This window comes from Saliniferula longa (genome assembly GCF_050789285.1).
Lineage (GTDB): Bacteria > Pseudomonadota > Alphaproteobacteria > Rhodobacterales > Rhodobacteraceae > CAVPWP01.
In genome coordinates this window covers 392,456-404,568 of sequence record NZ_JBOUVX010000002.1, presented here as the reverse complement: position 1 = coordinate 404,568, position 12,113 = coordinate 392,456, and the positions used below count along the sequence as shown (strand labels likewise).

Below are 12,113 nucleotides of genomic sequence, written 5' to 3'. Positions count from 1 at the left end.
CGGTTCGCTGACGGGGGCGATATCGTACCGCGATCGCGGGAAAGGACGCCGATGAGAGTGCTGGTCGTCGAGGACGAAGCGAACCTTGCGCGCGCGGCGGTCGAGCACCTGCACGCGGCGGGCTATGTCGCGGACCATGTCGGCACGCTGGACGACGCGCGGGCGGCGGTTCTTGCGACACCCTTCGCGCTGGTCCTACTTGATCTGCGCCTGCCCGACGGCGACGGAATCACACTGCTGCGCGAGATCCGCGCACGAGGCATCGATACCGCGGTTCTCATCGCCACGGCCCGTGACAGGATCATGGAGCGGATCGCAGGGCTGGACGCCGGCGCCGACGATTACCTCGTGAAGCCCTACGACCTTGACGAAATGGTCGCCCGTGTCGGGGCGATCCTGCGGCGACAGGACGAGCACCGCGCGCCCGAGCGCGTTTTCGGCGCCCTGCGGATCACGCCGGCGACCAGACAGGTGCGTGTGGGCGACGACGAGGTCGCGCTGACCCCCAAGGAATGGTCCATCCTCGACCGGCTGAGCAGGCGGCCGGGGATCATCGTGTCGAAGGCGGATCTGGAAGAGGACCTTTACGGCTATGGCGACGAGGTCGAAAGCAACGCGATCGAGGCTCATGTCAGCCGACTGCGCGCCAAGCTCGGGACCGGTGCTGTGGTGACCGTGCGGGGCTTCGGCTACCGGATGGGAGAGGTATGACGAACGGCATCCCGATCTCGCAACGGGTGACCTTTGGGGCGGTCGGCGGCCTTGTGGTCGTCTGGTTGCTGTCCGTCGTGTCGATGGGCCTGGTTCTGCGCATCGAGCAGACCGAGTTGTTCAACCTTGAATTGCGCGAGGTTGCCGGGGTGATGCTGCCGACGCTGACCCGGGAATACGTCGCGTCAGGCCAGCCCGCCGCGCGCGGCGATCCCGGCGCCCTGCCCGCAGACGCGGGGTCGTCATCCCTTCCGATGCCGGCGTCGGGCGAGGACGTGGTCTGGGTGCTGATTGACGCGGGCGGTCAGGTCCTGAGCGCGTCTGCCGCGGCCCAGGCCGCGGAACTGCCGGTCGGCCCCGCGACCGAGGGTTACACCCTCACGAGTACGCACGTGTTCTTCACCTCGGCGGTCAACGACAGCGGCTTTGCCGTCCGTGTGGGCGATGGCCGCGTCGAACGGCGCGAGGTGTTCACCGAAAGCTTTCTGGCCTACCTGCTGCCGATGCTTGCGATCCTGCCTCTGGCCTACCTGATCGTCGGCTGGACGACGCGGCGCGCGCTTCAGCCCCTTGACCTGCTCAACCGCGAGATCGCGATCCGACGCATCGGTCGTCTCGACCCGATCGACGCTTCCGGCCTTCCGCCGGAACTGCGCGCCATCGCCGCGACGCTGAACGGGCAGATGATCCGCCTTGGTCAGGCGCTTGACGCCGAACGCGCCTTCGCCACCAACGCGGCGCATGAATTGCGCACGCCGCTGGCGGTGGCGCTGGCCCAGGTGCAGCGCCTGCGCGCCACGGTGGAAGGCACCGCCGATCCGCGGCTGGGCGATCTGGAAGACGCGCTCAGGCGGATGGGGCGCCTGGTCGAGCGGCTGTTGCAGCTTGCGCGGGCCGAAGCCGGCCTCAGCACCACGGACACAGCACAGGACCTGCGCCGGGTTCTGGAGGTGACGCTCGATCAGTTTCGCGGACAGATCGGGATACACGACCGGATCGACCTGACGCTTCCCGAGGCGCCGGTCCTGTCACGCGTCGATCCTGACGCCTTCTCGATCATGGCGGCGAACCTGATCGAAAACGCCTTGCGCCACGCGCCGCCGGGATCACCCATTCGGGTGGTCCTGTCGGAAAACGGAACCCTTCAGATCATGAACGAGGGTGCCACGCTTCCCGCCGCGGATCTGCGCCAGTTGACGCGACGCTTCAGCCGGCGGGCGGCCGCGACCTCGGGGCTGGGGCTTGGACTTCAGATCGTCGACAGCCTCGTGCGTCAGGCGGGTGGCACGCTTACGCTTCTGTCGCCGGCCAGCAACCCGCGCTTCGCCTTCGAGGCGGCCGTCAGCCTTCCGGTCGAGGCGCCGCCCCGCTAGGCCCGCGCCTTGCCGAAGTCGGCCACGGCGATGCCAAGCGCCTCGGTCGCGGTGCGGGCGATATCTGCCGCGGTCAGACCGGCATCGGCATACATGTCGGCCGGCCCCGCATGATCGATGAAACGATCCGGAAGCGTCATGGTGCGCACCTTCAATCCCCGATCAAGAAGCCCCGCACCAGCCATATGATGCAGGACCTGGGCGCCAAAGCCGCCGGTCGCGCCCTGTTCCACGGTCAGGAAGACCTCGTGGTGGCGGGCCAACTGGGCGACGAGATCGGTGTCAAGCGGCTTGGCGAAACGCGCGTCCGCCACGGTTGCCGAGATTCCGCGCGCGTCAAGCGCCTCGGCCGCGGCAAGGCTTTCGGCAAGATGCGCCCCAAAGGACAGGATCGCGACCGATGTCCCTTCGCGCAGGACGCGGCCCTTGCCGATCGGCAGGGCGCGGCCTCTTTCGGGCATCTCCACGCCCACGCCGTCACCGCGCGGATAGCGGAACGAGATGGGGCCTTCGTCGTGCGCGGCGGCGGTGGCGACCATGTGCATGAGTTCCGCCTCGTCGGCGGCGGCCATGACGGTGAAGCCGGGCAGGTTGGCCAGATACGCCACGTCGAAGGACCCCGCGTGGGTCGCACCGTCGGCGCCCACCAGCCCGGCGCGGTCGATCGCGAAGCGTACCGGAAGGCCCTGCAGGGCGACATCGTGGACGACCTGATCGTAGCCGCGCTGCAGGAAGGTCGAATAGATCGCGCAGAAGGGCCTGAGACCGGCAGCCGCCATGCCGGCGGCGAAGGTCACGCCGTGCTGTTCGGCGATGCCCACGTCGAAGACCCGCGCCGGAAAGCGTCGCGCCATGATGTCGAGACCGGTTCCGGACGGCATCGCCGCGGTGACCGCCACGACGCGGGGATCGCGCTCGGCCTCGGCGGTCAGTGCTGCGCCGAAGACGGCAGTATAGCTGGGCGCGTTCGACTTGCCCTTGGCCTGTTCGCCCGAGACGACGTCGAACTTCGCCACGCCGTGATACTTGTCGGCCGAGCTTTCGGCCGGGGCATAGCCCTTGCCCTTCCTTGTCAGCACATGGATCAGCATCGGCCCGGTCGCCCGCGCCCTTGCGGCGCGCAGGACCGGCAGAAGCTGGCCCATGTCGTGCCCGTCGATCGGGCCGACATAGGTGAAGCCAAGCTCTTCGAACAGCGTCCCCTGTCCCCCTGCCGCGCCGGTTACAAGCTGGCGCGCGCGCCGTGCGTGATCGCGCAGGGGGCCGGGCAGCGCCGCCTCGAAGCCCTCGGCCATCTGGACAAGGGGCGTGTTGGCGTAAAGACCCGACAGGTACTTCGACATCGCGCCCACCGGCGGGGCGATGGACATCTCGTTGTCGTTGAGGATGACGAACAGCCGCCGGCCTTCGTGGCCGGCGTTGTTCAGCGCCTCGTAGGCCATGCCCGCACTGATCGAGCCGTCGCCGATCACCGCGATGGCGTCACCCGTGGGCTGCCCCATATCGCGTGCCACCGAGAAGCCCAGCGCGGCCGAGATCGAAGTCGAGGAATGGGCCGCACCGAAGGGGTCGTAGTCGGATTCCGACCGCTTGGTGAATCCGCTCAGCCCGTCCTTCTGGCGCAGCGTGCGGATGCGGTCGCGGCGTCCGGTCAGAACCTTGTGCGGATAGCACTGGTGACCCACGTCCCAGATCAGCTTGTCGAACGGGGTGTTGAACACGGCATGGATCGCCACGGTCAGTTCGACCACCCCAAGCGACGACCCGAGATGGCCGCCGGTTTCGCTGACGGCCGATATCACTTCGGCGCGAAGGTCCCGTGCCAGCAGCTCAAGCTGGTCGTCGCTCAGCGCCTTCAGGTCGGCGGGTCCGGCGACACGGTCGAGAGTCGGAGTGGCGGGACGGGTCATGCGGTGTCTCCCATGGAGGGGCGATGAAAAAAGGCGTCGCGAGGGGGTATCCCAAGCGACGCCAGGTTCCTGTAGCCAACAGGAAGGGAACCGGGGTGTGGAGGCCCCGAAGACCGGGCGTGGCTAGACGCCCGATCCCTTTGGGCCGATGCGGCGGCGTCGCCCGCCGCGCCAGCTCATGCAAAGGCGGTGATCAGCCGCCCTGTCGTATCAAGCAGTGCGAACGGGTCCTCGGGCAGGATGAAGCTGATCGCCCGGATCACCAGGATGAAGGCGATCAGCCCGAACAGCACCAGGGCCGCCCAGACCGCCCCCATCGCCATGTTGCGGAACACCCACATGTACAGCGACGGGGCCTTCTCGGTCTTCAGGTACCACTTGTCCGTGTCAGCCATGGCTCAGTTCTCCGCAGGCAGGTAGGGAAGGAACTCTTCCGGTGTCAGCGCCGGGACATAGTTCGCCGCTGCGCCGTAGCCGTGCTCCTGTGCCCAGACGAACCAGTTGTCCACGACCGTGCCCGTCAGCAGGATGCCGATTCCGCCTGTAAGCGTCGTCAGCACCGCGAACCACCAGGCCCAGCGGTGGATCCCTTCCATCGTGGCGTTGAACCCCATGGTCCAGCGCCAGAACAGACCCGCGCGCTCGGCCGCGGTGCCGCGGTCGTAGATCTGCTCGAGTTCCCGGTCGCCGCCAAGGCGGGAGACCGCAAGGATAGTCGCCCCGTGCATCGCGAAGAGCAGGGTCGAACCGTAGAGGAACACGATCGAAAGCGCGTGGAACGGGTTGTAGAAGAGGTTCCCGTAGGTCAGCGAGAAAAGGTTGGTCCAGTCGAGGTGGGTGAAGACGCCGTAGGGCACCGCCTCGGACCAGCTTCCCATGAGGATCGGCCGGATCAGGCCGAGCACCAGGAAAAGCCAGATCGCGCTGGCGAAGGCATAGCAGACGTGCTTGCCCATCCCCAACTGGTTGGCCAGGACCCAGGACCGGACCCACCACGCCATCACCGCCACGAGAAGGAAGAACGAGGCGATGAGGTAGTAGCCGCCTTCCGCCAGCGGCGGGAAGGACAGGCCGTATTCGGGCGCCGGCGGCTCGAGCGAGAGGTAGAACAGATCCCGCATGAAGACGGCCGGGTTGAAATCGACCTGATACCAGTACCAGGCGCCCACCATGGTGAACCAGATGATCCCGCTCATCAGCGAGAGCACGCCGTAGGGTCCAAGGTAGACCGGGCCGAGCTGGGCGTTCCCGAGCCATCCGAAGAGGGTCGAGAAGCCGGTGCCCGTGGTGCGGTCCTTCAGGTCGACGCCTGCCTCGACCACACCCATCTCGGCCGGACCCTGAACCTGAACCTGGGCGAAGATGTTCTGATAGTTAGCCATTGACGCCTCCCGGAATGTCGGCCCACCAGGGCAGCTGGATGTACCAATCCCACCAGGCGATCCACTGGTCGAACCAGACCGTTCCCGAGATCACGATGCAGACCGCGCTCCAGAAACCGGCGTTCAGCGCCAGGAGAAGCCCCAGACGGTGAATGCCCAAGGGCCCGATCGAGTAGCCGATGAAGTCACGGAAGAAAGTGTCTTCATGCTCGGGCGAACGGACTTCCTTGCCCTTCTCGGGGTTGGCCGCCGACAGGATCAGCGACCCGTGCAGCGCAAGCGCCAGCGTCGTGGTGAAGAAGAAGGTCACCGCGATCATGTGCGCCGGGTTGTAGTGGAAGTTGCCGTAGAGATAGCCGGTGTAGCTGACCCAGTCGAGGTGGCTCCAGATGCCATAGGGGAAGGCATGCCCCCAGGCGCCCATCAGCACCGGACGGATCACGACCAGCGTCGTGTAGGCGAGGATCGCGAAGCCGAAGGCGAAGGGCACGTGATAGCCGATGCCAAGCTTGCGACAGATCTCGACCTCGCGCAGGGCCCAGCTGATGAAGGCCCCGTGGGCGCAGATCGTTATGATCTGCCACAATCCGCCCTGATCGAGCGGCGCCGGCCCAAGCCCATAGGAGATCGGCGGCGGGTTGATCGAGATGAGCCACGGGTTCCACGTCCCCTGAAGGGTCGCTCCGTAGAAGATGAGGATGGTCCCGAGGCCGGCGAAGAAGATCGTGGTCACTCCGAAGAAGCCCACGAAGAACGGACCGACCCAGAAGTCGAACAGGTCGCCGCCGACGAGCGTGCCTCCTGGCACGCGGTATTTTCGTTCGAAGCTGAGCAATGCCATACTTCTTACTCCGTTTGATGGCGGCCTGACCTAGGTGTCCCCCAAGAGCCGTCGTTCAGTTGGTAGCCGCGGGCGGAACGCGCGCCCCGCCCGCAGCGGTCGTTGAACTGGTCATGCGTCTCAGAACGGACGCCACCGGCATTACATGCCCGAGGCGGTCCGCTCCTGAACCATGGCGAACCAGTTGTAGCCGTCCGGCCCCGTGCTCAGCAGGACGAGATGAATCATCGCTGCGAGAAGGAACAGGAACACGCCCTGTGCGACGAACACGCGGCGAGGATCGAAGATCAGCCAGATCTTGTAGAACTTGCTCATTTATCTTCCCTCCTCAGAACCACGGCTTCCAGATGAACACTGCCAAGTGAGCGACGACGGCGACGGCCACGAAAAGCCAAAGCCCGCTCATGTAGACAGAGTGCAGTTCCTGCGCCTGTTCGTCGGTGAGACCTGTGAAAGACAGGTCGGTTCTATCAGCCATTAACTCTCCTCCGGATCGTTAGACTGACGCCGCGATCCCCGCGGCCGGGTCCCCTCCAGGCGCCTTGCCCGTCGGGTATCCCCCGCCCCTTTCGGGGCAAGGGAATTCGGTGGCGGCCCTCAGGGGGCCGAAAAGATCATGGGCGTGATGATCCGCGCCTGGCTCCAGGCGCGGGCCACGGGCCCCTTGTCGGTCAGGCTGCGGCTCTTTATCGCCGCAAGAGCCCAGGTCAGCGACGCAAGCGGAAGCGTCGCCAGGAAGATGATCCCGAAGTAGACGTAGAACTCGGTCGTCGGGCGCTTCGTCGCGATGCGTTCGACCGTCTCGGTCATCATCACGTCCGTTGTCTGATCGGTCATCTCGACCCTCCCTGCATGGTCGGCGCACGAAGCGCCTCGACCGTTTCCTTCACGACCCGCTCGGCCCCGCTTTCAAGCGCGGCCCTCTCGGCCGCGTCCCTCAGCGCCTTGGCGGCGGAAATTCTGGTAAGCACCGGATGCTCGGCCACGATCCGGTCGAGCGCGGCCTGCGCGTCCTCGTCCCAGGGGAAATCGCGGCGCAGCGTCGTCGGTGTGGCGGCCGCACTGTCCATTTCGGACCCAAGCGGCAGGATGTGGAACAGGGCGTCGAACAGGCCGTTGCAGACCTCTTGCACCAGATAGGTCGCCCCCGCGTAGCCCATGAAGGGCGTGCCCGTGGCGCGGCGGATCGCGGCGCCGGGGAAACTTGCCGGCAGGAAGGTCGGCGCCGGGCCATGGCCGGACTTGAGTTCGGCCAGGTACATCTTCTCGTTGATCGAGCCCATCAGGATCAGCGGCCGGGTCTGGGCGACAAGGGCGCGGACTTCCTCGTTGTTGGTCTTCTTTCCGGCAACCCGCGCGACGGCGAAGGAGCACGGCAGACCAAGGTCGGTCTCGAGAAACAGGCGGATGCCGCGGGCATAGGTCTCATTCGCGACGATGCCGAAACTGGCGGTGGCGAAGAAGTCCTGCGTGACCGACCGCCACAGGTCCCACACGGGCTTGATGGTCGAATGCTTCTCGCGTGCGATGAAAGGTTCGGGGTCGAGGCCCAGAAGCTCTCCAAGACTGCGCAGGAACCTTGTTGTCGAGTCGATGCCGATCGGCGCCTGCAGATAGGGCTTGCCCAGAACCTCGGCCAGGCCGCGCCCGAATTCGCGGTACATCACGATGTTGACGTCGGCGTTCACGAGGTTGCGCATCTCGGCCAGATGCGCGCCAAGCGGCATCACCATGTTGACCTCGGCGCCGATACCTTCGACGAGGCGCCGGATCTCGTGCAGGTCGGACGGCATGTTGAACGTGCCGTACATCGGACCCAGGATGTTCACGCGCGGCTTGTCGCCCTCTTCGCGCTTCTTCTCTGGCGGCATCCGGCCCTTGGTCATGCCGAATTCGGTGAAGATCCAGGTCATCGCCCTGTCGGCCGATTCCCACTGGTCCTCGTCGATTGTGCGCGGCAGGAAACGCTGGATGTTGGTGCCCTGCGGCGTGACGCCGCCGCCGATCATCTCGGCGATCGATCCCGTCACCACGACCGCCGGCAGCGCCGGATCGAGCGTGCCCCAGGCCCGCTTCATCGCGCCTTCGGTGCCGTCGCGGCCAAGCTCTTCTTCGCCAAGGCCGGTGGTCACGATCGGCAGTTCGTGCGGCGGCAGCGCGTCGGTGTAGTGCAGCACGGACGTCACCGGCAGGTTCTCGCACCCCACCGGCCCGTCGATCACGACCTGAAGGCCCTTCACCGCGGTGAAGGCATAGACCGCCCCCCAGTAGCCGCCGGCCCGATCATGATCCTGGATCAGCATCAGATCATCTCCTCGGCCTTGGCGGCGCGCGCCAGCTTGTCGAGCTTCTTCTGATGCTGCGCCCGGAAGTCGGGTCGCAGGTTCGGATCGCCTTCCCAGACGCCGGCGGTATCGCCTTCGCCCACGCCTTCGAAGAAGGCTTTCATGTGGTCCATGCGGGCCTTGTTGCCGATCGCGGCGTTCACGACCTGTGCAAGGCTGCCTGCGCCGGCCGGACCCATCAGGGGCCGCGCCGAGATCAGGTTGGTGAAGTAAAGGCCGGGCACGGCCAGTTCCTTGGCCTTCTGCACGACGGGCGTCGTGCCGATGGCGAGGTCGGGCCGGATCGCCTCCATCGCGGCGCAATCATCTTCGAGGCTTGCGCGGTAGACGACCTTGACGCTGCGCGCCTCAAGCCACTGGCGGTCCCATTCGGATTGCTTCGTCTTCGGGCAGGCGGTCCCGACGTACGGCACCTCGGCCCCGCTTTCGATCAGCAGCCGCGCGACGAGAAGCTCGGACCCTTCATAGCCCGAAAGCGTGATCGTGCCCTTGATGGGCGATCCGGCCAGCGCGCCCCTGATCGCGGGAAGGAAGCGGTTCTGCGCCTCGGCGATACGGTCGGGCGCGACCCCCATCGCTTGCCCGATGTTCTTCAGCCACTCGGCCGTGCCGTCGTGGCCGACCGGGGCGGACCCGACGATCGGTCGGCCGGCGGCATCGAATTCGCGCATGGCGGCGGTGTAGAAGGGATGGATGGCGGCGGCCACGCCGCAGTCGAGCGCGGCGTAAAGCTCGCGCCACTCGCGGCAAGGCACCACGGGGCCGGCGGCAAGGCCCATGGGATCGAGCATCGCCCCGATCATCATCGGATCGGCCGGGAACATCTCGCCCAGAAGGGCCACGGTCGGACGCGCCGACTTGCCGCCCACTGGGGCCTGCACCGGCCCGGCCTCGATTTCGGCGCGGGCGTAGTTCAGCATCGCGCCGGCCAGGATGTCCTTGGCTTCCGCGTGGGTCGGCACGCCGAAGCCGGGCACGTCGATGCCCACGATCCGCACGCCGTTGATCTCGGACGGCAGAAGCCGCAAGGGAACGCCCGACGCCGTCGGCACGCAAAGGTTCGTGACCACGATCGCGTCATAGCGGTCGGGATCGGCCATCTCGTGGACGGCGTCGCGGATATCCTCGAAGAGCTTCCCAGTGACGAGCGATTCCGAGTTGAAGGGCACGTAGCCCACCGACCGCCGCGCACCGTAGAAATGCGACACGAAGGTCAGGCCATAGACGCAGCAGGCCGAGCCCGACAGAACGGTCGCGGTGCGGCGCATCCGAAGGCCCACGCGAAGGGATCCGAAGGCCGGGCACATGCTTTGCGGCTTGTCGTGGGGTCCCTGCGGGTAGTCCTTCGCGTACTGGTCAAGGATGTCTGACATCCCCGCCATACGCGCGGCCTTTTCCATCTCGGCGCCGGAATGGCAGCCGAGGCCGTCGACCGGAACCGGTGCGGCGTCCGCGTCCGAGCGATCACTTCCCTCGATGATGCGGACCTGTCCAGCCGCGTCGTAGCCGACCTCGTATCCCTCACGCGTCGTCATAGACCACCTCGAGAGAGACCTTCGGCTTGGCGTTCTTGCCGCGCATGTCGGCATCGCTGGCGGGCTCCAGCACGTAGTCCCCGCCGGTGTCCTTGCTGTCGAACAGCGCCAGCAGTCCGTCCTGGTCCAGCGCCGCGGGGCGCATCGGCGGGGCGCTGGCGACGTTGTCCCCAAGCTCGGCGAAAAGCGCGCCCCATTCGGATTGGGAGGTGCCGACAATCTGGTAGTTCGCCGACTTCTTGCGCAGGTCGTCGTTCTGCGGGATCGAGGCAAGGATCGGTATGTCGACGGCCTTTGCGAAGGCTGCCGCCTCGCCCGTGCCGTCGTCCTTGTTGATGACAAGGCCGGCGACGCCCACATTTCCGCCCAGCTTGCGGAAGTATTCCACCGCCGAACAGACGTTGTTGGCGACGTAAAGCGACTGAAGGTCGTTCGACGCCACAAGGATCACCTTTTGCGCCATGTCGCGCGCGATCGGCAGGCCGAAGCCGCCACAGACCACGTCGCCCAGGAAGTCGAGCAGGACATAGTCGAAGTCCCAGTCATGGAAGCCCAGCTTCTCGAGCAGTTCGAAGCCGTGGATGATGCCGCGCCCGCCGCAGCCGCGACCCACTTCGGGGCCGCCCAGCTCCATCGCGAAGACACCGCCGCGCTTGAAGCAGACGTCGCCGATCTTGACCTCTTCGCCCGCCAGCTTCTTGCGGGTCGACGTCTCGATGATCGTGGGGCAGGCCTTGCCGCCGAACAGAAGGCTGGTGGTGTCGGATTTCGGGTCGCAGCCGATCAGCAGCACGCGCTTGCCCTGTTCGGCCATCATGTGGCTGAGGTTGGCCAGGGTGAACGACTTGCCGATGCCGCCCTTTCCGTAGATCGCGATGATCTGCGTCTTCTTGGTGGGCTCGCCCTGCGGAACCTCGAGCGTCGGCTCGGACGCCTCGTCGGCCAGGCGGCGGTCGTAGTCCTTCAGGTTCGGAACTTCGTCCTTCACGACTGGTTCTCCCATTCGAGGATCATCTTGAGGCAGGCGGCGTCGTTGAAAGCGGTGTCATAGGCCTCGGCCGCCGCGGCGGCGGGCCGGGTGTGGGTGATCAGGCCCGACAGCGACAGCGCGCCGGCGTCGATCAGGGCGCGCGTGGCGATCAGGTCGTCGCGGTCCCATTCGGCGGCAATGCGCAGACGCGCCTCTTTCATGAAGGCGGGCGGGAAGGCAAAGCTGATCGGCTGCGTATAGAAGCCGGCAAGGACGATCTCGCCGCCCTTGCGGATGTGCCCGATCAGCTTGTTCAGCAGTTCGCCATTTCCGGAGGCGTCGTAGATCGCGCGGTAATCGCGGCGATCGTCCGCGTCAGGGTGGACGACCGCGTATCCCATTGCGCCGGTCGTGCGGTCGGGATCGATTTCCCAGACCGTCGGAGCCGGAGCGCCCGCGGCGATGGTCAGGCGGGCCAGAAGCCGGCCCAGAACTCCATGCCCGACGATGAGGTCGGGGGGCGCCTTGTGCATGCCGGCCATGGCGTGGCGTGCCGTGGCGGCAAGGGCCAGAAGCGCGCCTTCGGCGCCCAGGCCGGCGTCGATCTTGGTCACGCGGTCGGCCGCCGTGACAAGGCGGCGGGTCGCGCCGCCGAACAGTCCGAAGGCGCCGTCATAGCAGTTGGCGCCGGGAACGAAGACGCGGTCGCCCGCCTTGAAGGGTGTGTCGGGGCCGGCCTCGACCACCTCGCCTGCGGCCTCGTAGCCGGGAACCAGCGGATAGCCCATGCCCGGGAAGGGCGGCATCGTGCCCGACCAGAAGAGCTTCTCGGTTCCGGTCGAAATGCCCGAATGCGAAATCTCCACCACCAGATCCCCGGCGCCGGGCGCGGTCAGCGCCAGCTGCCCAAGACCGATGTCCTTCGGCCCTGAAAGGATGATGGCAGTGGTTTGCAAGACTTCGCTCCCCGGTTTGGCGGCGGCTGCACAAGCCCGAGACTCAATGCCGCAGCTCACCCGTGTGTGTCAGTTTAGCCTGACAGTTGT

The 12,113-nt window shown here is 66.4% G+C and carries 13 protein-coding genes; 2 read left to right on the top strand and 11 right to left on the bottom strand.

The annotated features are described in order from the left end of the window. Nucleotides 1-51: 51 nt before the first annotated feature. Together ACRDNQ_RS08475 and ACRDNQ_RS08470 are read left to right on the top strand one after the other, a co-directional pair. Entirely contained in the window at nucleotides 52-711 is a 660-nt protein-coding gene (locus ACRDNQ_RS08475) for a response regulator (protein WP_431828217.1), read from the top strand. Further along, nucleotides 708-2,084, top strand: a complete 1,377-nt coding sequence (locus tag ACRDNQ_RS08470; RefSeq protein WP_431828216.1) for a sensor histidine kinase — start codon at nucleotides 708-710, stop codon at nucleotides 2,082-2,084. The genes ACRDNQ_RS08475 and ACRDNQ_RS08470 overlap by 4 nt, the downstream gene beginning before the upstream one ends. Here ACRDNQ_RS08470 and dxs read toward each other — a convergent pair. The 11 genes from dxs to bchC form a co-directional block, all read right to left on the bottom strand. Further along, nucleotides 2,081-3,994 carry a 1-deoxy-D-xylulose-5-phosphate synthase gene (gene dxs / locus ACRDNQ_RS08465; protein ID WP_431828215.1) on the bottom strand — a complete coding sequence of 638 codons (1,914 nt, stop codon included), beginning with the start codon at nucleotides 3,992-3,994 and terminating at the stop codon, nucleotides 2,081-2,083. The two genes, ACRDNQ_RS08470 and dxs, sit on opposite strands and share 4 nt — an antisense overlap. 176 nt (nucleotides 3,995-4,170) lie before the next feature. After that, nucleotides 4,171-4,389, bottom strand: a complete 219-nt coding sequence (gene pufX / locus ACRDNQ_RS08460) for an RC-LH1 core complex protein PufX (RefSeq protein ID WP_431828214.1) — start codon at nucleotides 4,387-4,389, stop codon at nucleotides 4,171-4,173. A 3-nt stretch (nucleotides 4,390-4,392) separates the two neighbouring features. After that, a complete protein-coding gene (gene pufM, locus ACRDNQ_RS08455; RefSeq protein WP_431828213.1) occupies nucleotides 4,393-5,376 on the bottom strand; it encodes a photosynthetic reaction center subunit M in 984 nt (327 codons plus the stop codon). Next, nucleotides 5,369-6,217, bottom strand: coding sequence for a photosynthetic reaction center subunit L (pufL, locus tag ACRDNQ_RS08450; RefSeq protein WP_431828212.1), 849 nt, complete (start codon nucleotides 6,215-6,217; stop codon nucleotides 5,369-5,371). Before pufL ends, pufM begins: the two co-directional genes overlap by 8 nt. 141 nt (nucleotides 6,218-6,358) lie before the next feature. Beyond that, complete coding sequence (gene pufA / locus ACRDNQ_RS08445; protein ID WP_431828211.1) at nucleotides 6,359-6,532, bottom strand: light-harvesting antenna LH1, alpha subunit; 174 nt, start codon at nucleotides 6,530-6,532, stop codon at nucleotides 6,359-6,361. A 13-nt stretch (nucleotides 6,533-6,545) separates the two neighbouring features. Further along, complete coding sequence (gene pufB, locus ACRDNQ_RS08440; protein WP_431828210.1) at nucleotides 6,546-6,695, bottom strand: light-harvesting antenna LH1, beta subunit; 150 nt, start codon at nucleotides 6,693-6,695, stop codon at nucleotides 6,546-6,548. Between the two features lie 119 nt (nucleotides 6,696-6,814). After that, on the bottom strand, nucleotides 6,815-7,054 hold the full coding sequence (pufQ, locus tag ACRDNQ_RS08435) for a cytochrome PufQ (protein ID WP_431828209.1): 240 nt from the start codon (nucleotides 7,052-7,054) through the stop codon (nucleotides 6,815-6,817). Then, nucleotides 7,051-8,520, bottom strand: a complete 1,470-nt coding sequence (gene bchZ, locus ACRDNQ_RS08430; RefSeq protein ID WP_431828208.1) for a chlorophyllide a reductase subunit Z — start codon at nucleotides 8,518-8,520, stop codon at nucleotides 7,051-7,053. Before bchZ ends, pufQ begins: the two co-directional genes overlap by 4 nt. Next, nucleotides 8,520-10,097 carry a chlorophyllide a reductase subunit Y gene (gene bchY / locus ACRDNQ_RS08425; protein ID WP_431828207.1) on the bottom strand — a complete coding sequence of 526 codons (1,578 nt, stop codon included), beginning with the start codon at nucleotides 10,095-10,097 and terminating at the stop codon, nucleotides 8,520-8,522. The genes bchZ and bchY overlap by 1 nt, the downstream gene beginning before the upstream one ends. Further along, nucleotides 10,084-11,100: a chlorophyllide a reductase iron protein subunit X gene (locus tag ACRDNQ_RS08420; RefSeq protein WP_431828206.1), complete on the bottom strand. Its 1,017-nt coding sequence runs from the start codon at nucleotides 11,098-11,100 to the stop codon at nucleotides 10,084-10,086. Before ACRDNQ_RS08420 ends, bchY begins: the two co-directional genes overlap by 14 nt. After that, nucleotides 11,082-12,023, bottom strand: coding sequence for a chlorophyll synthesis pathway protein BchC (gene bchC / locus ACRDNQ_RS08415; protein WP_431828205.1), 942 nt, complete (start codon nucleotides 12,021-12,023; stop codon nucleotides 11,082-11,084). The genes ACRDNQ_RS08420 and bchC overlap by 19 nt, the downstream gene beginning before the upstream one ends. Nucleotides 12,024-12,113: the final 90 nt, after the last annotated feature.

Bases quoted from the DNA above. Each gene is read 5' to 3' on its own strand.
- ACRDNQ_RS08475 (WP_431828217.1), top strand. From the start codon at position 52: ATGAGAGTGCTGGTCGTCGAGGACGAAGCGAACCTTGCGCGCGCGGCG.
- ACRDNQ_RS08470 (WP_431828216.1), top strand. From the start codon at position 708: ATGACGAACGGCATCCCGATCTCGCAACGGGTGACCTTTGGGGCGGTC.
- dxs (WP_431828215.1), bottom strand. From the start codon at position 3,994: ATGACCCGTCCCGCCACTCCGACTCTCGACCGTGTCGCCGGACCCGCC.
- pufX (WP_431828214.1), bottom strand. From the start codon at position 4,389: ATGGCTGACACGGACAAGTGGTACCTGAAGACCGAGAAGGCCCCGTCG.
- pufM (WP_431828213.1), bottom strand. From the start codon at position 5,376: ATGGCTAACTATCAGAACATCTTCGCCCAGGTTCAGGTTCAGGGTCCG.
- pufL (WP_431828212.1), bottom strand. From the start codon at position 6,217: ATGGCATTGCTCAGCTTCGAACGAAAATACCGCGTGCCAGGAGGCACG.
- pufA (WP_431828211.1), bottom strand. From the start codon at position 6,532: ATGAGCAAGTTCTACAAGATCTGGCTGATCTTCGATCCTCGCCGCGTG.
- pufB (WP_431828210.1), bottom strand. From the start codon at position 6,695: ATGGCTGATAGAACCGACCTGTCTTTCACAGGTCTCACCGACGAACAG.
- pufQ (WP_431828209.1), bottom strand. From the start codon at position 7,054: ATGACCGATCAGACAACGGACGTGATGATGACCGAGACGGTCGAACGC.
- bchZ (WP_431828208.1), bottom strand. From the start codon at position 8,520: ATGCTGATCCAGGATCATGATCGGGCCGGCGGCTACTGGGGGGCGGTC.
- bchY (WP_431828207.1), bottom strand. From the start codon at position 10,097: ATGACGACGCGTGAGGGATACGAGGTCGGCTACGACGCGGCTGGACAG.
- ACRDNQ_RS08420 (WP_431828206.1), bottom strand. From the start codon at position 11,100: ATGGGAGAACCAGTCGTGAAGGACGAAGTTCCGAACCTGAAGGACTAC.